Raw genomic sequence first — 17,781 nt, forward strand, 5'->3', positions numbered from 1 at the left:
CATCTCCATGACCGATCTGTCCGTTCCGCCGTTCTCCTCCAGGCATATCGGGCCATCGGCGTCCGAGCAGCAGCGCATGCTGGAGGCCGTGGGCTTCGAGTCCGTGGCGGACCTGGTGGCCGTGGCCGTTCCCGAGGCCATCAGGGCCAAGGACCGGCTCAAGCTGCCCGCCGCCGCAGGCGAGGCCGAGGCCATCGCCGAGCTGCGCGCCCTCGCCGGGCGCAACCGGGTGCTCACCTCGATGATCGGGCTGGGCTACCACGACACCGTCACGCCCGCCGTCATCCGCCGCAGCCTGCTGGAGAACCCGGGCTGGTACACCGCCTACACCCCGTACCAGCCGGAGATCTCGCAGGGCCGCCTCGAGGCGCTGCTGAACTTCCAGACGGTCGTCTCCGACCTGACGGGCCTGCCCGTCGCGGGCGCGTCCCTGCTCGACGAGGCGACGGCCGCCGCCGAGGCGATGACGCTGGCCCGGCGCGCGGGCAAGTCCAAGAGCAGTGTGTTCGTGGTCGACGCCGACACCCTGCCGCAGACCAAGGCCGTGCTCGCCACCCGGGCCGAGCCGCTCGGGATCACGCTGGTGGAGGACTCCCTGGGGGGCGGGCTGCCCGAGTGCTTCGGCGTGCTCGTCCAGTACCCGGGCGCTTCCGGGCGGCTGCGCGACTTCCGTGCCGTGGCCGCCGCCGCGCACGAGGCGGGCGCGCTCGTCGTGGCCGCCGCCGACCTGCTGGCCCTGACCCTCGTGGCCGCTCCTGGCGAGCTGGGGGCCGACATCGCGATCGGGTCCTCGCAGCGGTTCGGGGTGCCGTTCGGGTTCGGCGGGCCGCACGCCGCGTACATGTCCGTACGCGAGGGGTTGCAGCGGCAGCTCCCCGGACGCCTGGTGGGCGTGTCGGTGGACGCCGACGGCGACCCCGCCTACCGGCTGGCCTTGCAGACCCGCGAGCAGCACATCCGCCGCGAGAAGGCCACCAGCAACATCTGCACCGCCCAGGTCCTGCTCGCCGTCATCGCCGGCATGTACGCCGTCTACCACGGCCCCGAGGGGCTGCGCGGGATCGCCCACCGGGTGCACCGGCACGCCGTGGCCCTCGCGGGCGGGCTGCGCGAGGCGGGGCTCGAGGTCGTGCACCGCGAGTTCTTCGACACCGTGCTCGTACGCGTGCCCGGCCGGGCCGCCTCCGTGGTCGCCGCCGCCGTCGAGCAGGGCGTCAACCTGTGGCAGGTCGACAATGACCACGTGTCGATCTCGTGCGACGAGAAGACCGGGGCCGCCGAGGTGACCAAGGTGTGGGCCGCGTTCGGCGTCGACGGCACAGGCGACGGCACAGACGTGGGCCTGGACGCCGACGCGCTGCCCGCCGCGCTGCTGCGCGAGTCGGCGTACCTGACGCACCCGGTCTTCCACAGCCACCATTCCGAGACCGCGATGCTGCGTTACCTGCGCAAGCTGCAGGACAAGGACATCGCGCTCGACCGTTCGATGATCCCGCTCGGCTCCTGCACGATGAAGCTCAACGCGACCACCGAGATGGAGCCGATCAGCTGGCCCGAGTTCGCCGCGATCCACCCGTACGCGCCCGCCGACCAGGCCGAGGGCTACCTGGAGCTGATCGGCACGCTGGAGGGCTGGCTGGCCGAGGTGACCGGTTACGACGCCGTCTCGATCCAGCCGAACGCGGGCTCGCAGGGCGAGTTCGCCGGGCTGCTGGCCATCCGCGCCTACCACCGCGCCAACGGCGAGAGCGGGCGCGACGTCTGCCTCATCCCGTCCTCCGCCCACGGCACGAACGCGGCCAGCGCCGTCATGGCCGGCATGCGGGTCGTGGTCGTGGCCTGCGACTCCGACGGCAACGTGGACCTGGCCGACCTCGACGCCAAGATCGACAAGCACCGTGACGCGCTGGCCGCGATCATGGTGACGTACCCGTCGACGCACGGCGTCTACGAGGAGACGATCATCGAGGTGTGCGCCAAGGTGCACGACGCGGGCGGCCAGGTCTACGTGGACGGGGCCAACCTGAACGCGCTGGTCGGGCTGGCCAAGCCGGGCGAGTTCGGGGCCGACGTGTCCCACCTCAACCTGCACAAGACGTTCTGCATCCCGCACGGGGGCGGCGGCCCCGGCGTCGGCCCGGTGGCGGTGCGCGGCCACCTGGCGGCCTATCTGCCCGGGCACCCGCTGCACAACGGCACGCCGGTCGGGCCCGTCTCGGCGGCGCCCTACGGGTCCGCGGGGATCCTGCCGATCTCGTGGGCGTACATCAGGATGATGGGCTCCGACGGGCTCACCGCCGCCACCGAGCAGGCCATCCTGTCGGCGAACTACCTGGCGCGGCGGCTCGCCCCGCACTTCCCCGTGCTCTACACAGGGCGGGGCGGGCTGGTGGCGCACGAGTGCATCGTGGACCTGCGGCAGATCACCAAGGAGACCGGCGTCACCGTGGACGACGTGGCCAAGCGGCTCATCGACTACGGCTTCCACGCACCCACCATGTCGTTCCCCGTGGCGGGCACGTTGATGATCGAGCCGACCGAGAGCGAAGACCTCGGGGAGCTCGACCGGTTCGTGGACGCGATGGTCGCCATCCGAGGGGAGATCTCCAAGGTGGCGTCCGGGGACTACGACAGGACGGACAACCCGCTGCGGAACGCGCCGCACACGGCCGAGTCGGTCACCGCGGACGAGTGGCGGCACCCGTACTCGCGGTCCGAGGCGGCCTATCCGCTGCCGTCGTTGCGTGACGGGAAATACTGGGTGCCGGTGCGGCGCATCGACCAGGCCTACGGGGACCGCAACCTGGTGTGCTCGTGCCCGCCGCTGGAGGCCTACGAGGATTAGTTCGCTCTGCGGGCGTGTGTCCTCGTCGCTTCGCGTACGAGGACTGACCCCTGGCGGGGGCGCTGAGCCGCGCGGAGTAGCGTGGGATCATCGAGTGGGTCATCGGGGAGGCCGGTGATGCGCGGTGGCGTGCTGGGCGACCTCGTCAAGGGCCAGGTGTGCCTGTTCGCCGGGCTGAGCGTGTGCTTGGTCATCATGCCCGGTTGCCTGTCGTTCAACTGCGGGATGAGCGATTTCGGGGTGCACTGGGGCACGGCGGTGCCGTACGCGTTCGGGTTCCTCGGCGCGGCCCTCTTCACCAGGAGAGGGCTGCGGGCGGCGGCGCCCCTGTTGCCCGCGCCGCGGTTCGTGCGGGTGGCGGGGGACTCGTTCGCGTTGCTGCTGGTCGGGATCCTGCTGACGCCCTACACCTTGGCCGACGCCGTGCATTGGGTTCACAGGTCGTTCGGGGCGGCGTTGTTCCTGTACGAGATGGTGCTGGCGGTGCGGCTGCTGGCGTGGGGGTTCGGCGGGTTGTTGTCGGTCGTCGTCCAGGTGGTGGGCGGGGTGACGTCCGGCGTCTCCGTCGTGCTGGCGGAGGGGCCGCTGGTGGTGGGGCAGGCGGTGTTCCAGCTCGCGTTCGGGGTGACCATCATCAGGATGGCGCGGCTACTGCCCCGCCAGGGGCCCGAACCGGGCGAAACGAGCACCGGCCAGTCCTTCAGCGTCAACTGAGCAGACATGATCGCCCGAAGTCGTTAGGCTCGGTGCGACCGTCGCCACAAGGAGCTCCCTTGACGTTCTCAGAGCTGGAGACCCCGCCCCTCGACGCCGCCCGCCGCCTGGCCGAACGCGGTGACCTCGACGGCGCCGCCGCCATCCTCAGCGAGCTCGCCGCCGATCCGGAAGGACCCGACAGGGCTCAGGCCGCCGTCGGGCTCGCCGTGGTGCTGGAGGAGCGCGGCGACGTCGAAGCGGCTCGGGCCGCCGCCAGGACCGCGCTGGCCACCGGGCACCCCGAATACGCCGCCCAGGCCGCCTGCCATCTGGCGCAGGGCTTCGAGCGGGAGGGGCGGGCCGAGCAGGCCAGGGCCGCCTGGCAGGCCGTGCTGGGGGTCGGCACGCCCGCGTACGTGCCGCTGGCCCATCTCGCGCTGGCCCGGCTGGCCATGGAAGCGGAGGATCCGGACGGGGCAGCCAAGGAGCTGCGGGCCGCCATGGCGGCCGGAGACGACCGGCTCGGGGCGCACGCCGCGCAGGAGCTGGCCGGCCTCCTGCTGGAGCACGGGGAGCCCGGGGAGGCGGCCGGGGTCCTCATGGACGCGCTGGAGTTCGCTCCGGGCGAGGAGGTGCCGGGGCTGCGGATCCAGCTCGGGATCGCGCATCTGGAGCTGGCCTGCGCGGAGTTCGCCGAGACGGTGGAGGCCGGGGCCGATCCCCAGACGAGCGCCCTGGCCATCGAACTGCTGGCCCGCACGCTACCGCTGCGCGGGCGGCTGGACGACGCGGACCGGGTGTGGTCGTACGGGCTGGAGCACGAGGACGAGACCCTGGCCGCCGAGGTCCGCCTCCGCTACCACCGCGACACCTGACGGAGCGCCCTCCCCCTGAGGGACCGCGGCCCTGCTGCCGGGCATGCGTGATGGCGGAGGTGCTCCCGTCGCCTCCGCCCGGCCCGCGCGTCAGCCGCGGCGCATGATGGCCGCGGCGGCGGCGACGTTGATGACCACGATCGCCAGCCACGTGATCGTCAGCCCCACCAGCCCCGCGTTGCCCGCCGCGATGGCCGTCAGCGGGATGCCGATGCCCATCGAGCCCAGCGCGATGGGGATCATCGCCGCGCCCGGGGTCTGCCTCTTGTGCGGAGGGGCGCCCCGGTAGTCCGGCCCGTGGTCCAGTTCGGCGCGGACGCGGGCGGTGATCGTGGCGTCGAGGCGTTCGACGAACGACTCGACGAGCGCGGCTTCGTAATCCGGACCGAGATCACGGCGGGCGTCGATCGTGGCCTGCAGGTCATCCCGGATGCGATTGTCTGGCATAACGGTAATCATCCACCGTGTCCGCCGCGCCGTCATCAGACCTGAGGGCTAAGGTGCGCTCCTCCCCAGGTACGGTGCTGGCATGGAGGTGATGACCCCGCGAGGGCCCGCGCTGGTCGAGGTCGACGAGGTCGATGATCCCCGGCTGCTGCTGGTGCTGACCCACGGGTCGGCCGGGGGAGTGGACGCGCCGGATCTGCTGGCCGTACGCGATGCCGCGCTCGGTGTGGGGGCGAGCGTGGCCAGGGTGACGCAGGCGTTCAGGGTGGCGGGAGCGCGGGCGCCGGGCTCGGCGGTCCGGCAGGACGAGGCGTGGGAGATCGTCCTTGGCGAGCTGCGCGCTCGGTGGCCGGGGCTGCCCGTCGTGCAGGGCGGGCGGAGCAACGGGGCGCGGGTCGCCTGCCGTACGGCCAAGGCGGTCGGTGCGGCGGCGGTGGTGGCGCTGGCGTTTCCGCTGCACCCGCCGGGTAAGCCGGAACGTTCCAGGGCCGACGAGCTACGCGGCGCCGGGGTGGACGTGCTGGTCGTCAACGGGGACCGCGATCCGTTCGGCGTCCCCGACGCCGCCGATGCGGCGCGCCTGGTGGTGCTGCCGGGGGAGGGACACGACCTCAAAAAGGACCCCGCCCGGGTGGGCGAGGTCGTGGCGGAGTGGCTGATCCACTACGCCTAAGGTGCTCACCGGGTCGCGCGTCAGGCGGCGCCGACCAGCGGGTCGGGCCGGTGCGGGGCGATGACGGTGCCGCTGGGAAGGAGCTCCCCGGTGTCCTCGAACAGGACGACGCCGTTGCAGAGCAGGCTCCACCCCTGCTCGGGGTGGGTGGCGAGGGTCCGTGCCGCCTCGCGGTCAGGCGCCTCGGCATCCGGACAGGCCGGGTCGTGCGGGCACATCGGCGTGCCTCCGATATCTCGTGGGATGCTCCCGTTTGGAGGGGCGGGAGCTTGCTCGGGTGTTGTTGTTCTGGCAAGTGTGCGACGTATGTCACATGTTCCGACATAGTCCGTTTGGACTGTTACAGGAGGATCCCCAGGTCGTGTGACCTTCGACACAGCGTGCCTTATGCAGGATAACCGGCCAAGCGCGACACGCGCACTACGTTTGCAATCCCTTGAGCAGAGCGTCGAGTCCGCGCTCGAAGTCCACATCGGCTCTTTCGTCACGCCTGACCCACTCGTCAACTTCTGGATCGGCCCACCCAGATTGCTGGACCTCGACGGCCACGCTGCCGAACACGAAAGCCCTCAGCGCTCGTACGGCCTCCGCCGCGTCGTCCAGGCCCCCGTCGGAGAGTTGCTCGGTCTGCTCCCTGATGGCCACGGCGGTGGCGCCCTTGGGGGGTTTGGTCAGGGCCAGGGCGAGGACGCCCGGGTGCTCGCGCAGCAGCTCCCTTCCGGCCCTGCACCAGTGCTTGGCCGTTTCCTGCCAGGTCGCGGACTGTTCGACGTGGACCGTGGTGACGTGCTCGGCCAGGGCGTCCATCAGCGCCTCCTTGCCCCTGGGCAGGTGGTGGTAGATGGCCATGGCCTCCACCTGGAGGGCGTCGCCCAGGCGACGCATGGTGAGCCGGCGCAGGCCCTGGCTGTCGGCGATGTGGAGTGCGGCCTCGATGATGCGCTCGCGGGAGAGTGGCACGGGTGGTCTCTTGGCGGGCATGGAGATCATCTTACTATGTAAAGGGCCCGGCTCCGGGTCGATTTCCGCCCGTGTCGCGGGACGGCGTACTCTTGGCGGTTGACCGAGTACCGACCGCGTTTGAAGGGGCCTTCGATGGCGTTTTTCCGTCCGCGGGTGAGCCGGGAGGCCGAGGTTCGCTACCACGCGGACCAGGAGATCTCCAAGGGTTTCCCCGAGTTGCTCGAGAAGGCCAGGCAGGCCGAGCAGACGTTGCAGGAGCTGCGGGCCGCTTCGGCTGACGAGACCGAGCTGCTGGCCGCCGGGCTGGCGTTCGACCGGGCGCTCACGGATGCGCTGCGGGCGGCTGAGAGCGGGCAGCGGGCCACGTTCGGGGTGAAGGCCTACGACGATCGGATCGCGCGGCGCAAGGCCAAGGCCACGCCTGCCGGGGCGATGTGGACCGCTGAGGTGGAGCGGTTGCGGACGTTGCGCGAGGACAACCGGATGTGGGGGATCCCGCGTATCCCCCGCCTGGTGCCCGCGACCCGCTGACCCGGATTCCGTGCCTGAGAAGCCCCGGCGCTTGGTGTGCCGGGGCTTGTGGCGTCAGCTGGCCCAGTCGAGCAGCGGGCGGGTGTTGCTCGGGTGGCGGAGCTTGGACAAGGACTCCTTCTCCAGCTGGCGGATGCGTTCCCGGGTGAGCCCCAGGTGCTTGCCGATCTCGTCCAGGGTGTGCGGCTTGCCGTCCACGAGGCCGAAGCGGAGCGCCATGATCTTGGACTCCCTCGGTGAGAGGTTGTCCAGGACGCCGCGGAGCTGATCGCCCAGCAGTTGCCGGTCGACGATCTCCGAGGCCTCCGGCGAGTCGACGTCCTCGATGAGGTCGCCGATCGTGGTCTCCCCGTCCTCGCCGATCGTCGCGTTGAGCGAGATCGGCTGGCGGCTCGTACGCAGCAGCTCCTCGATCTGGTCCGGCGTCTTGTCGAGCTCGACGGCCAGCTCCTCGGCCGTGGGCTCGCGGCCCAGGCGCTGGTGCATGTCACGCTCGATCCGGGACAACTTCGAGAGCATCTCCAGCACGTGCACCGGCAGCCGGATCGTACGGGCCGAGTCGGCGAAGCCGCGCTGGATGGCCTGCCTGATCCACCACATGGCGTACGTGGAGAACTTGAACCCCTTGGTGTAGTCGAACTTCTCCACCGCCCTGATCAGCCCCAGGTTGCCCTCCTGGACCACGTCCAGCAGGGACATGCCGCGGTCGGTGTACTTCTTGGCGACCGAGACCACCAGCCGGAGGTTGGCCTCCAGCATGTGGTCCTTGGCCTGCTTGCCGTCCTCGACGACCAGGTGCAGGTCCTCCCGGGCGGCGGGGGACAGGTCGGGCTGGGTCTCCAGCTTGTACTCGGCGTACAGGCCGGCCTCGATCCGCCGGGCCAGCTCGACCTCCTGGGCGGCGGTGAGCAGCGTGCGGCGGCCGATGGACTTGAGGTAGGTGTGCACCGAGTCGCCCATGACGGACGCGGTGTCGTCCAGGTCGCTCGACTCGTTGTCGACGTCCTCGGCGTTCAGTTCGAGGTCTTCGGGTACGTCCTCCACATGCTCCGGCTTGGGCTCGGGCTTGGTGACGGCCTTCGCCTCGGCCGGGACGGAGGTTTTTGCCTCAGCCGCCTTGCGGCCGGTAGTCTTTGCCCGCGAAGGCTTCTTCGGGGCGGATGTCTTCTGCGGGGGGCTCTTGGGGGCGGTCTTGCTGAGAGACGGCTCGTTCTCGGCAGCCAGGCTCACGCCGCTCTCCGACAGCTCGCGCAGGATCGTGCGGCCTTCAGAGGGGCTGATGCCGGCCTTGGCGAACGCGTCACGCAGCTCCGCCAGAGAAAGGTGACCCTGGGCTCGCCCTCGTTCAATCAGCTGGTCGAGAGACGTGGGTGGGGTCGCCACGGCGGTTCTGGGCATGAGGACACCTCCTCCGTACGGAGTGGAAGCGATCAGGCAGGTTGTGGTGGGGCGGCTTCGTCGTCCGCACGGCGCACCAGTATCAATAACGTCATTCGCCGTCATTTGTTCCCGAGTGTGCCGCGGGGTACGTAAAGGGGCGGACCGCCCTATAAGCGAACCGCCCCTGGTGTCAGTCTTATTCCGTCATCTCCAGCGTGACCTCGGGCATCGGCATCGGCTGGGCGTCTTCCATGCGCTGGTCCGTCCAGTATTCGATGACCGCGCCCGGATCCGGGTTGACCTCGGTGGAGACCACGATGTCGTCGTCGGTGCCCTCCGGGGACGGGACCGGCCGGTCCGGCGGCTGGCTGGACGGTGGCGCCTTCTCCACCACAGCTCTGGTCTCCTTGCCGACCTCTTCGAGCTTGCCCGCCGAGGCGGCCGCCGCGATCGAGGCGCCGGCGGCGACGATCACGCCGACGACGGCCGCGGATGCCCACATCTTGCGGGTCTGGTCCATGAAGGCTCCCTCCCTCTCCCCACTATGACGCAGCCGCAACTCGTCAGGTTCCTGCCCTTAGCCGTACCAGATCGGTCTTGCCGTTCGGCAGCAGCGGCAGGCGTGGGACCAGGCGCAGGCTGCGCGGGGCGGCGTGAAAAGGAAGCCTATCGCGGCAGAATGCCCGCAATTGGGAAAGCGTGGGCGGCGTGTCGGGGTCGGCGGGGACCACGACGGCGGTGACCAGTTCGCCCCATTCGGGGTCGGGGGTGCCGATCACGGCCGCGTCGGCCACCTCGGGGTGCGTGCCGAGCACCGCGAGCACGGCGGCGGCCACGACCTTCTCACCGCCGGTGTTGATGACGTCGTCGGCCCTGCCCAGCACGCGCAGCCGGCCGCCGGCCAGCTCGCCCAGGTCGGAGGTGACGAACCAGCCGCCGTCGAACGGCGCGGCGGGCTCGCCGAAGCGGTAGCCGGAGAACAACATCGGGCCCGCGATCCTGATCAGGCCATCCTCGCCAATTTTAAGATCTACATTGTAAAGGGGCTGGCCGTCGTACACGCAGCCGCCGCACGTCTCGCTCATCCCGTACGTGGTCACGACCCGGCCGCCGAGGTCGCGAGCGCGGTCGAGCAGCCTTGGCCGGGGCGCCGCGCCGCCGAGCACGATCGTGCGGAACACCGACAGATCGGCCTCCAGCTCGACGAGCCGGTGGAGCTGGGTGGGCACGAGAGAGACGTGGTCCGCCCCGGAGCTCATGACCGCCTGGGGGTCGAAGACCGGGTGGATGATGGGCTCGCTGTCCGAGAGCAGGGCGCGTACCAGGACCTGGAGGCCGGAGACGTGGGAGACGGGCAGGCAGCACAACCAGCGCTCGCCCTTGGAGGCCTCGACGCGGCGCAGGGACGCCGCCGCGGAGGCGCGCAGCGCGGTGGCCGAGAGCTGCACGCCCTTGGGCGCGCCGGTGCTGCCGCTGGTGGCGATCACGACCGCCACGTCGGCGGGGACGCCCGCGCCGCCGGCCTGGATCGCCCCGTTGACGTGCGTGGGGCGCAGCGCCTCGAGGGCCGCCCCGGAGTGGCCTGGAGCCAGGGGGAGGACGGCGGGTCCGTCGCCCGACAGCGCGTCGCGGACCGCCGTGAACAGGTCAGGGCCCGGAGGCTGCACAATGGCATGCAGCGGACGGTCCGGATGCGACGGGTTCCTCCACATGCTCGTAAGGTTAATGGCGACAGGTCGGACAGAGGCTGGCAGGGAGGGTCGTTGACGCGTTCTCCCGTGGCTCCTGTTGTCTTCCGCATCCCCATGCGCACGCGATTCCGCGGGCAGACCGTCAGGGAAGGGGTGCTGCTGCACGGCCCTGCCGGGTGGGGGGAGTTCTCCCCGTTTCCCGAATACGGTCCGCGCGAGTGTGCCCGGTGGCTGGCGTGCGCCCGCGAGGCGGCGTTCGAGGGGTGGCCGGAGCCGGTGCGTGACAGCGTTCCGGTCAACGTGACCGTGCCCGCGGTGGACGCCGCGCGGGCCTACGACCTCGTGCGAGAGTCCGGGTGCGGCACGGCGAAGGTCAAGGTGGCCGAGCGGGGGCAGACGTTCGACGACGACGTGGCCCGGGTGGAGGCCGTACGCGACGCGCTCGGCCCGTCCGGGCGGTTGCGGGTCGACGTCAACGGCGCGTGGGACGTCGGCGAGGCGGTGCGGCGGCTGAAGCGGCTCGACCGGTTCGACCTGGAATACGCCGAGCAGCCGTGCGCCACGCTGGAGGAGCTGGCGGCGGTGCGGCGGGCGTGCGACGTGCCGATCGCGGCCGACGAGTCGATCCGCCGGGCCGAGGACCCACTGCGGGTGCGGGCGGCGGAGGCGGCCGACATCGCGGTGGTCAAGGTGCAGCCGCTGGGCGGGGTGCGCGCGGCGCTCAAGGTGGTGGAGGCGTGCGGGCTGCCCGCGGTGGTGTCCAGCGCCGTGGAGACGTCGGTGGGGCTGGCCGCGGGGCTGGCGCTGGCGGCGGCGCTGCCGTCGTTACCGTACGCGTGCGGGCTCGGCACGATGTCGCTGCTGTCGGGTGACGTCGTGGCCGACTCGCTGACGCCGGTGGACGGGCGGCTGGCGGTACGACGCCCTATGGTGAATTTTCAGCATTTGTCGGCTTTTGAGATTGAATCTCCCCAGTGGCTGCACCGGATGCAGGAGGCGTCACTTTGAACCCCGCCACAGCGCTGGCCACGGTCCTGGTCGACGAACTGGTGCGCTGCGGCCTGACCGACGTGGTGCTGGCCCCCGGCTCGCGGTCCGCCCCGCTGGCGCTGGCCCTGCACGCCGAGTCGCGGGTGCGCCTGCACGTGCGCATCGACGAGCGTTCGGCGTCGTTCCTGGCGCTGGGGCTGGCCAAACGCTCCGAGCGCCCGGTCGCGCTGATCTGCTCGTCCGGCACGGCCACCGCGAACTTCCACCCGGCCGTGATCGAGGCCGGTGAGTCCGGGGTGCCGCTGCTGCTGCTCACCGCCGACCGCCCGCCCGAGCTGCGCGGCACCGGCGCCAACCAGACGATCGACCAGATCAACCTGTACGGCTCCGCGACCCGCTGGTTCGCCGAGGTCGGCGTGCCGGAGGACCGTCCTGGGCAGGTGGCCTACTGGCGTTCGCTGGCCTGCCGCGCCTACCAGCGCGCGTCGGGCCCGGCCGATCCTGGCCCGGTGCACCTGAACCTGGCCTTCAGGGAGCCGCTGATCCCCGACGGCGACACCACCTGGTGCGAGCCGCTCGACGGCGGCGCCAACGGCCCCTGGGTGCGGGCCAGGGTCGCGCCCCCGCCGGTCGCCCTGCACATCCCGCCGACCAGGCGCGGCGTGCTCGTGGTCGGCGACGGCGCGGCCAACGTGCGCCGCTACGTGGCCGCCGCGGGCATGGCGGGCTGGCCGGTGTTGTCGGAGCCGAACGGCGGCGCCCGCTACGGCGACCACGCCATCTCGACCTACCACTACCTGCTGGGCACGCCCGAGTTCGCCGACGCGCACCGGCCCGACGTGGTCGTCACGCTCGGCCGGCCGGGGTTGTCCCGGCCGCTGCTGTCGTGGCTGAGGCGGGCGGGGGAGCACATCGTGGTGGCGCCCGGCCTGGACCGCTGGCCCGACCCGACCAGGTCGGCCACGCAGGTGGCGCAGGCGGTGGAGATCCCGGTCGCCTCGGGCGACGACACGTGGCTGCACGCCTGGCGGCAGGCGGACCAGGCGGTCAGGTCGGCCACGGACGAGGTGCTCGACGTGTCCGGCACGAGCGAGCCGCGGCTGGCCAGGGACCTGGTGGACGCGCTGCCCAACGGGGCGCTGCTGTTCTGCGGGTCCTCGATGCCGATCCGGGACCTGGACCAGTCGATGCGGCCGCGGCGCGGGCTCAGGCTGATGGCCAACAGGGGCGCCTCGGGCATCGACGGGGTGGTCTCCAGCGCGATGGGGGCGGCGCTGGCGCACAACGGCCCCTCTTATGCGCTGATCGGCGACCTGTCGTTCCTGCACGACCAGAACGGCCTGATCCTCGGGCCGCGTGAGCCCCGGCCCGACCTTTGTTTCGTGGTGGTCAACAACGACGGCGGCGGCATCTTCTCGCTGCTGCCCCAGGCGGCGGTGCGCGACCCGTTCGAGCGGGTCTTCGGCACGCCGCACGGGGTGGATCTGGGGTATGTGGCGGCCGCGACGGGGACCCCGTACACGCTGGTGTCGGACCTCTCCGAGTTGCCCAAGGCGTTGCGGGGCGAGGGGCCGCGGGTGGTGGAGGTGCGTACCGACCGCGAGGAGAACGTCGCCGTGCACGGCCGGCTGCGGGACGCCGCGCAGGAGGCCGTCCGCGCCTTCCTGGCGGGGCTAGCCGCCGAGGGTGTCTAGGAGGCGGTTGAGCGGGCCGTCCAGGCCGTGGCGGTCGGCCAGGCGCACCAGGGCCTCCGGGTCGCGCGGCTTGGCCGGCAGGGTCAGGTCGGCGGCGGGCAGCGGGGCGTCGGGGGCCACCTCGACGACGGCGGGCGCGGCGCGCAGGTAGTCGCGAGCGGCGGCCAGCCGGCTGCGGGCGCCCGCGGGGAAGCCGTCGGTGGCGCCCGCGTCGAGGGCTTCGAGCAGGGCGTCCAGGGTGCCGAAGCGGGTGATCAGGGCGGCCGCGGTCTTCTCGCCGACGCCCGCGACGCCGGGCAGGCCGTCGCTGGGGTCGCCGCGCAGGGTGGCGAAGTCGGCGTAGGCGCGGCCGGGGATGCCGTATTTGGCGGTGACGAACGCCTCGTCCACGATCTGCAGGTTGCGGATGCCGCGGATGGTGTAGAGGACGCGGACCGGGCGGGCGTCGTCGACGAGCTGGAACAGGTCGCGGTCGCCGGTCACGATGTCCACCGCGCCGGTGGCCTGGTGGGTGAGCGTGCCGATCACGTCGTCGGCCTCGTAGCCGGGCGACTCCAGCCGGGCGATGCCCAGGGCGTCGAGCACCTCCTGGATGACCGCGATCTGCGGGACCAGCGCCTCCGGCACCACCTCGGTGTTGCCGTGGGCGACGCGGTGCGCCTTGTACGTCGGGATCGCCTTGACGCGGAACGCGGGCCGCCAGTCGGCGTCCATGGTGGCCGCGAGGGCGGTGGGGGAGTGCTGGCGCACGAGCGTGGCGATCATGTCGATGAGGCCGCGTACCGCGTTGACGGGGGAGCCGTCGGGTGCCTTGATCGACTCGGGGACGCCGTAGAAGGCGCGGAAGTAGAGCGACGGGGTGTCCAGAAGCATCAGCACGTGTCCATGGTGTCACTTCCTGGCGGGTTACCGCCCCGGTATGCCCACCGCCAGCAAGCAGGCGTCGTCCTCCGGGTTGGGGCCGCCGATGTCGGTCAGGAGGCGGTCGAGCCCGGCGTCCAGGTCGCGTCCGGGCACGTCGCGGGCCGCGGCCAGGGCCAGGTCGAGGCCGACGTCGATGTCGCGGGTGCGCCGCTCCACCAGCCCGTCGGTGAACATCAGCAGCAGGTCGCCGGGTTGCAGCCGGGTGGTCGCCAGCTCGTACGGGCTGCCTGAGGTCGCGCCGAGCAGCACGCCCCTGGGCTGGGGGAGCTGGCTGGCGACGCCGTCGCGCACCAGGATGGGCGCCACGTTGCCCGCGTGGCCCCAGGCGAACACGCGGGTCTCCGGGTCCAGGTGGCCGATGATCGCGGTGGCGGTGGTGTCCTTGAGCTGGTGCATGACCAGCTCGTTCAGCCAGGCCAGCAACCGGTTGGCGGGGGTGCCGGTCATGGTGAGGCCGACGAGGGCGTGGCGCAGCTGGGCCATGCGCGCGATCGCGGGCAGGCCGTGGCCGGAGACGTCGCCGATGGCCAGCAGCAGGCGGCCGTCGGGGGTGGGGGCGGCCTCGAACCAGTCGCCGCCCAGGTTCGCGGTCTTCTCGGCGGGCACGTAGCGCACGGCGATCCTGGTGTGCGGCAGGTCGAGGCAGCCGGCGGGCTCGGGCAGGATGGCCTCGCGCAGGGCCAGCATCACGTGGCGTTCCTCGGCGGCCTGCTCGCGGGCCTCGAGGAGTTGGCGGCGCGACTCCGACATCATGCGTTCGGCACGGCGGCGGCCGGTGATGTCCTGGATGACGCCGTGCATGCCCGCGGGGCCGCCGGGGGCCATCAGGGGTTCCAGCACCACCCGCAGGTCGCGCAGCTCGCCGCCGCGGCGGATGCGGAACTCGGCCTGGACCGGCTCGACGCCCCGCACGGCGGACCACAGGAGCCGGTCGAGAGCGCCCACGTCCGCGGCCTCGATGTGCGCGCCCAGCTCGGGCAGGGGGATGGGGCCCTGGTCCGGGTCGCGGCCGAAGATCACGTACACCTGGTCGGACCAGATCGTCTCGCCGGTGTGCAGGTGCCATTCCGCCCAGCCCATGTTGCCGAGCCGCTGGGCGTGCGCCAGTCGTATGGCGAGCAGCTCGGCGTCGCTCTCGTGCCCGAGCAGTTCGGGCGCGCCTATGACGTCGACCATGGTCTCACTCTCGAGCGCGGTGGAACTGGACAATTGACCCCACAATACGTGATCGGTCTTGAACGGAGTGTAGCGATGGCTTGCCGTGTTGTGAGAGCTTTTCGCGGATTTTAGAAGGCCCCGCACCACATCGGGTCCGGAGTAGATTGTGGGCTGTGACGTCCTCAGACTTGTATCCCGTGTCCCGTCTCACCGCCGTTCAGGAGGCCACCGCCAAGGCCGGTCTCGACGCCCTGCTGCTCACGCCGGGGCCCGATCTGCGTTATGTGAGTGGTTATGAGGCCAGGCAGCTGGAGCGGCTGACGTGTCTCGTGGTGCCCGCCGCCGGCGAGCCGTACATGATGGTGCCCCGCCTGGAGCTGCCCACCGCGCAGGCGTCGCCCGCCTCGCGGCTCGGGCTGGAGTTCGTGGCGTGGGAGGAGACCGACGACCCGTACGCGATCGCGGCGGCGCGGCTCGGAAACGTGGGCAAGGTGGGCTTGGCCGACCGGATGTGGGCCATGTCGTCGCTGCGCTTCCGCGAGGTGCTGCCCGGGGCCGAGCAGGTGCTGGCCGGCAGCGTGCTGCGGGAACTGCGGATGCGCAAGTCGCCCAGCGAGGTGGCGGCGCTGCGGCAGGCGGGGGAGGCGATCGACTCCGTGCACCGGCGGGTGCCGGAGTTCCTGCGGGCCGGGCGCACGGAGCGCGAGGTGGGCAAGGACATCGCGGAGGCGATCCTGGCGGCCGGGCACGAGACGGTCGACTTCGTCATCGTCGCCTCGGGGCCCAACGGCGCCAGCCCGCACCACGACGTGTCCGACCGGGTGATCCAGGCCGGGGAGCCGGTCGTGGTGGACATCGGGGGGCAACTGCACAACGGCTACTGCTCCGACTCCACGCGCACGTACAGCGTGGGGGAGCCGCCCGCCGAGTTCGCCGCGTACTACGAGGTGCTGCACCGTGCCCAGGACGCGGCCTGCGCGGCGGTGCGGCCCGGCGTGTCGTGCGAGTCCATCGACGCGGCCGCCCGGGACATCATCGCCGAGGCCGGGTACGCGGACTACTTCGTGCACAGGACCGGGCACGGGATCGGGATCGAGACGCACGAGGAGCCGTACATCGTCGCCGGGAACGGCGAGCCGATGGAGCCGGGGTTCGCGTTCTCGGTGGAGCCGGGCATCTACCTGCCGGGGCGGCACGGGGCCAGGATCGAGGACATCCTGGTGTGCACGGAGAGCGGCGGGGAACGGCTGAACAATTCGCCACGGGATCTGGTGATCGTCTAGCGCGTGCACGTCGGCCCAACTTCGTAGCCACTCGTGACACCATGACTGCTTTGCGTGTGCTTAGGTAGTCCTTTGACTTTGTCGTGTGTCGGATGGGGTTGAAGGGTGTCAAGGTACGGCTGGCGTCATTCGGCGTTCGCGCCCGTGGTGGGCTTGGTGGTCTCGGCGCTGCTGCTGGTGGCCGGAGTGGTGGGAACGCTGCTGGAGTCCGTGGGCGCGACCACGGCCCCGGCGGCGGCGGAGCTCGTGGTCACGCTCATCATCGGGGTGTTCCTGACCACCGTGCTCAGGATCGTCAGGGCCGTGCCGGACATCCGGCGGGAGAGCGCCGCGACGGCGCGGGCCGTGGCGAACGTCCAGGCGGTCAAGCCGACCGAGGACACGCTGGTGGCGCGGCGGCTGAAGCTGTTCAGAGAGGCGGCCGAGGCCGGGAACGACTGCGAGGCGGTGCTGAGCGCCCGGTCCGCGCTGGACGAGAGCGAGATGGCCAACAAGCACCACCTCGACCACGCGCTCATCTGGGCGCTGCCGGTCTTCGGGTTCATCGGCACCGCGCTGACGATGGCCGGGATGGTCACCTCGTTCTCGGCCGCCCTGGACCGCCAGGGTGACCCCGGGGTGCTGATCACCGCGCTCAAGCAGCACGTGCTGCCCGAGCTGGCGTCCGCGTTCGGCGTCACCCTGATCGCGCTGTTCCTGAGCGTGCTGGCGTTCGGTGCGATGGCTGTGGTCGAGCGGGCGGAGCGGGCCGGGGTGGCGGCCGCCGACGAGGTGTTCCTGATCTACATCGCGCGCCTGCCCGCCAAGCAGGCGGCTCCCGCCATGCACGGGCTCACCCAGGAGCTGGCCCAGTCCAGAGGCAGGACCGAGGAGCTGGTCAAGGGGCTGGACGCGCTGCGTACCGCGGTGGAGCGGCTGAGCGCGGCCGAGAGCCGGCCGCAGAAGTACACGCTGGTGAGGGAGCCGTGAGGAGGCGGCCCGCCAGAGCGTTCGCGCCGCCGCTCGACCTGCGCTTCATCGACCTGTTCATGGCCATCGTGCTGGCGCTGTCGTTCGTCGCGATCATGCTGACCGTGGTGGCGCGAATGCTGCCGACGGAGGCCGCCTCGCCGCCGCCGCGCCACGAGAAGAGCGTGGTCCAGCTCAAGAGGGAGCTCGACGCCGCCGTGCTGGCCAAGCAGCGGGCCGAGGCCGAGCTGCGCGCCACGCGGGAGCAGATCGCCGACCAGACCGCCTTCGCGCTGCCCTGGTGGCTGATCGGGTTCTGTGCCCTGCTCGGCGTGCTCGCCGTGTTCATGGGCTGGCGGATCCGGCTGTGGAACAAGGGAAGTCTGCCGCGCCTGCGTAGCTGGCTGATGGTCACCGTGGTGGTAGCCGTGATCACGGTGGTGATCAGGTCGCTGAGCGACGGGGACGGCTATCTGCTGCTCGCCGAGATCCCCTGGTGGGCCGCCGACGCCCTCTGCCTGGGGCTGCTGCTGGTCGCGTACGTGCTGATCTCCGTCATCCGGGCCAGCCACGCCACGCTCGGCGAGATCAGGACCCGATCGGTGCGCGAACCGGCCCTCGACGAGAAGCGCCCAGTCGGGCCCACTCACTGACCCGGTCGGGGTGGGACGGGCTCACGGTCC

18 protein-coding genes are annotated in these 17,781 nt (G+C 71.5%); 10 read left to right on the top strand and 8 right to left on the bottom strand.

From position 1 onward, the window contains the following. Nucleotides 1-7 precede the first annotated feature (7 nt). From gcvP to ACFLIM_RS29335, 3 genes are all read left to right on the top strand, one after another. Nucleotides 8-2,845 (top strand): aminomethyl-transferring glycine dehydrogenase, encoded by a 2,838-nt coding sequence (gcvP, locus tag ACFLIM_RS29325; RefSeq protein ID WP_393170892.1) that lies wholly within the window; start codon nt 8-10, stop codon nt 2,843-2,845. 117 nt (nt 2,846-2,962) lie between these two features. Beyond that, the gene (locus ACFLIM_RS29330; protein WP_393170894.1) at nt 2,963-3,559 is read left to right on the top strand and encodes a hypothetical protein; all 597 of its coding nucleotides are present in this window, start codon (nt 2,963-2,965) and stop codon (nt 3,557-3,559) included. A 59-nt stretch (nt 3,560-3,618) separates the two neighbouring features. Further along, nucleotides 3,619-4,416: a tetratricopeptide repeat protein gene (locus ACFLIM_RS29335; protein ID WP_393170896.1), complete on the top strand. Its 798-nt coding sequence runs from the start codon at nt 3,619-3,621 to the stop codon at nt 4,414-4,416. A 90-nt stretch (nt 4,417-4,506) separates the two neighbouring features. On the opposite strand, the gene ACFLIM_RS29340 is transcribed toward ACFLIM_RS29335, so the two are convergent. Next, nucleotides 4,507-4,863: a hypothetical protein gene (locus ACFLIM_RS29340; protein WP_393170898.1), complete on the bottom strand. Its 357-nt coding sequence runs from the start codon at nt 4,861-4,863 to the stop codon at nt 4,507-4,509. Nucleotides 4,864-4,945: 82 nt separating this feature from the next. Between ACFLIM_RS29340 and ACFLIM_RS29345 the strand changes: the two genes are divergently transcribed. Beyond that, nucleotides 4,946-5,536, top strand: coding sequence for an alpha/beta hydrolase family protein (locus ACFLIM_RS29345; protein ID WP_393170901.1), 591 nt, complete (start codon nt 4,946-4,948; stop codon nt 5,534-5,536). 20 nt (nt 5,537-5,556) lie between these two features. Here ACFLIM_RS29345 and ACFLIM_RS29350 read toward each other — a convergent pair whose 3' ends face one another. Next, on the bottom strand, nt 5,557-5,754 hold the full coding sequence (locus tag ACFLIM_RS29350; protein WP_393170903.1) for a DUF5999 family protein: 198 nt from the start codon (nt 5,752-5,754) through the stop codon (nt 5,557-5,559). A gap of 202 nt (nt 5,755-5,956) precedes the next feature. Further along, on the bottom strand, nt 5,957-6,517 hold the full coding sequence (locus ACFLIM_RS29355; protein ID WP_393170906.1) for a TetR/AcrR family transcriptional regulator C-terminal domain-containing protein: 561 nt from the start codon (nt 6,515-6,517) through the stop codon (nt 5,957-5,959). Nucleotides 6,518-6,631: 114 nt separating this feature from the next. On the opposite strand from ACFLIM_RS29355, the gene ACFLIM_RS29360 reads away from it, so the two are divergent. After that, nucleotides 6,632-7,030: a hypothetical protein gene (locus tag ACFLIM_RS29360; protein ID WP_393170908.1), complete on the top strand. Its 399-nt coding sequence runs from the start codon at nt 6,632-6,634 to the stop codon at nt 7,028-7,030. A gap of 54 nt (nt 7,031-7,084) precedes the next feature. Here ACFLIM_RS29360 and ACFLIM_RS29365 read toward each other — a convergent pair whose 3' ends face one another. The 3 genes from ACFLIM_RS29365 to ACFLIM_RS29375 form a co-directional block, all read right to left on the bottom strand. Continuing rightward, a complete protein-coding gene (locus tag ACFLIM_RS29365) occupies nt 7,085-8,428 on the bottom strand; it encodes an RNA polymerase sigma factor (RefSeq protein ID WP_393170910.1) in 1,344 nt (447 codons plus the stop codon). A gap of 178 nt (nt 8,429-8,606) precedes the next feature. Continuing rightward, the gene (locus ACFLIM_RS29370) at nt 8,607-8,930 is read right to left on the bottom strand and encodes a hypothetical protein (RefSeq protein ID WP_393170912.1); all 324 of its coding nucleotides are present in this window, start codon (nt 8,928-8,930) and stop codon (nt 8,607-8,609) included. Between the two features lie 43 nt (nt 8,931-8,973). After that, a complete protein-coding gene (locus tag ACFLIM_RS29375; RefSeq protein ID WP_393170914.1) occupies nt 8,974-10,122 on the bottom strand; it encodes an AMP-binding protein in 1,149 nt (382 codons plus the stop codon). A 93-nt stretch (nt 10,123-10,215) separates the two neighbouring features. Between ACFLIM_RS29375 and ACFLIM_RS29380 the strand changes: the two genes are divergently transcribed. Both ACFLIM_RS29380 and menD read left to right on the top strand, forming a co-directional pair. Next, the gene (locus ACFLIM_RS29380; RefSeq protein ID WP_393171101.1) at nt 10,216-11,109 is read left to right on the top strand and encodes an o-succinylbenzoate synthase; all 894 of its coding nucleotides are present in this window, start codon (nt 10,216-10,218) and stop codon (nt 11,107-11,109) included. Beyond that, a complete protein-coding gene (gene menD / locus ACFLIM_RS29385) occupies nt 11,106-12,785 on the top strand; it encodes a 2-succinyl-5-enolpyruvyl-6-hydroxy-3-cyclohexene-1-carboxylic-acid synthase (RefSeq protein WP_393170916.1) in 1,680 nt (559 codons plus the stop codon). Before ACFLIM_RS29380 ends, menD begins: the two co-directional genes overlap by 4 nt. Here the strand turns inward: menD and ACFLIM_RS29390 are convergent. Together ACFLIM_RS29390 and ACFLIM_RS29395 are read right to left on the bottom strand one after the other, a co-directional pair. Continuing rightward, nucleotides 12,765-13,658 carry a 5'-3' exonuclease gene (locus tag ACFLIM_RS29390; protein ID WP_393171103.1) on the bottom strand — a complete coding sequence of 298 codons (894 nt, stop codon included), beginning with the start codon at nt 13,656-13,658 and terminating at the stop codon, nt 12,765-12,767. The genes menD and ACFLIM_RS29390 overlap by 21 nt on opposite strands. A 33-nt stretch (nt 13,659-13,691) precedes the next feature. Then, nucleotides 13,692-14,885, bottom strand: coding sequence for a PP2C family protein-serine/threonine phosphatase (locus tag ACFLIM_RS29395; RefSeq protein ID WP_393170918.1), 1,194 nt, complete (start codon nt 14,883-14,885; stop codon nt 13,692-13,694). A gap of 170 nt (nt 14,886-15,055) precedes the next feature. On the opposite strand from ACFLIM_RS29395, the gene ACFLIM_RS29400 reads away from it, so the two are divergent. The 3 genes from ACFLIM_RS29400 to ACFLIM_RS29410 all read left to right on the top strand — a co-directional run bounded on the left by ACFLIM_RS29400 (nt 15,056) and on the right by ACFLIM_RS29410 (nt 17,751). Beyond that, nucleotides 15,056-16,150, top strand: coding sequence for a M24 family metallopeptidase (locus ACFLIM_RS29400; RefSeq protein WP_393171104.1), 1,095 nt, complete (start codon nt 15,056-15,058; stop codon nt 16,148-16,150). A 105-nt stretch (nt 16,151-16,255) separates the two neighbouring features. Beyond that, nucleotides 16,256-17,119 (top strand): hypothetical protein, encoded by an 864-nt coding sequence (locus ACFLIM_RS29405; RefSeq protein WP_393170920.1) that lies wholly within the window; start codon nt 16,256-16,258, stop codon nt 17,117-17,119. Continuing rightward, complete coding sequence (locus ACFLIM_RS29410; RefSeq protein WP_393170922.1) at nt 17,116-17,751, top strand: hypothetical protein; 636 nt, start codon at nt 17,116-17,118, stop codon at nt 17,749-17,751. Before ACFLIM_RS29405 ends, ACFLIM_RS29410 begins: the two co-directional genes overlap by 4 nt. The last annotated feature ends 30 nt before the right edge of the window (nt 17,752-17,781 follow it).

Source organism: Nonomuraea marmarensis (assembly GCF_043197025.1).
Taxonomy (GTDB): domain Bacteria; phylum Actinomycetota; class Actinomycetes; order Streptosporangiales; family Streptosporangiaceae; genus Nonomuraea; species Nonomuraea marmarensis.

Excerpts from the sequence above, each read along its gene's own strand:
- gcvP (WP_393170892.1), top strand. The coding sequence starts at position 8 with ATGACCGATCTGTCCGTTCCGCCGTTCTCCTCCAGGCATATCGGGCCA.
- ACFLIM_RS29330 (WP_393170894.1), top strand. The coding sequence starts at position 2,963 with ATGCGCGGTGGCGTGCTGGGCGACCTCGTCAAGGGCCAGGTGTGCCTG.
- ACFLIM_RS29340 (WP_393170898.1), bottom strand. The coding sequence starts at position 4,863 with ATGCCAGACAATCGCATCCGGGATGACCTGCAGGCCACGATCGACGCC.
- ACFLIM_RS29345 (WP_393170901.1), top strand. The coding sequence starts at position 4,946 with ATGGAGGTGATGACCCCGCGAGGGCCCGCGCTGGTCGAGGTCGACGAG.
- ACFLIM_RS29350 (WP_393170903.1), bottom strand. The coding sequence starts at position 5,754 with ATGTGCCCGCACGACCCGGCCTGTCCGGATGCCGAGGCGCCTGACCGC.
- ACFLIM_RS29355 (WP_393170906.1), bottom strand. The coding sequence starts at position 6,517 with ATGCCCGCCAAGAGACCACCCGTGCCACTCTCCCGCGAGCGCATCATC.
- ACFLIM_RS29360 (WP_393170908.1), top strand. The coding sequence starts at position 6,632 with ATGGCGTTTTTCCGTCCGCGGGTGAGCCGGGAGGCCGAGGTTCGCTAC.
- ACFLIM_RS29365 (WP_393170910.1), bottom strand. The coding sequence starts at position 8,428 with ATGCCCAGAACCGCCGTGGCGACCCCACCCACGTCTCTCGACCAGCTG.
- ACFLIM_RS29370 (WP_393170912.1), bottom strand. The coding sequence starts at position 8,930 with ATGGACCAGACCCGCAAGATGTGGGCATCCGCGGCCGTCGTCGGCGTG.
- ACFLIM_RS29375 (WP_393170914.1), bottom strand. The coding sequence starts at position 10,122 with ATGTGGAGGAACCCGTCGCATCCGGACCGTCCGCTGCATGCCATTGTG.
- ACFLIM_RS29380 (WP_393171101.1), top strand. The coding sequence starts at position 10,216 with ATGCGCACGCGATTCCGCGGGCAGACCGTCAGGGAAGGGGTGCTGCTG.
- ACFLIM_RS29390 (WP_393171103.1), bottom strand. The coding sequence starts at position 13,658 with ATGCTTCTGGACACCCCGTCGCTCTACTTCCGCGCCTTCTACGGCGTC.
- ACFLIM_RS29395 (WP_393170918.1), bottom strand. The coding sequence starts at position 14,885 with ATGGTCGACGTCATAGGCGCGCCCGAACTGCTCGGGCACGAGAGCGAC.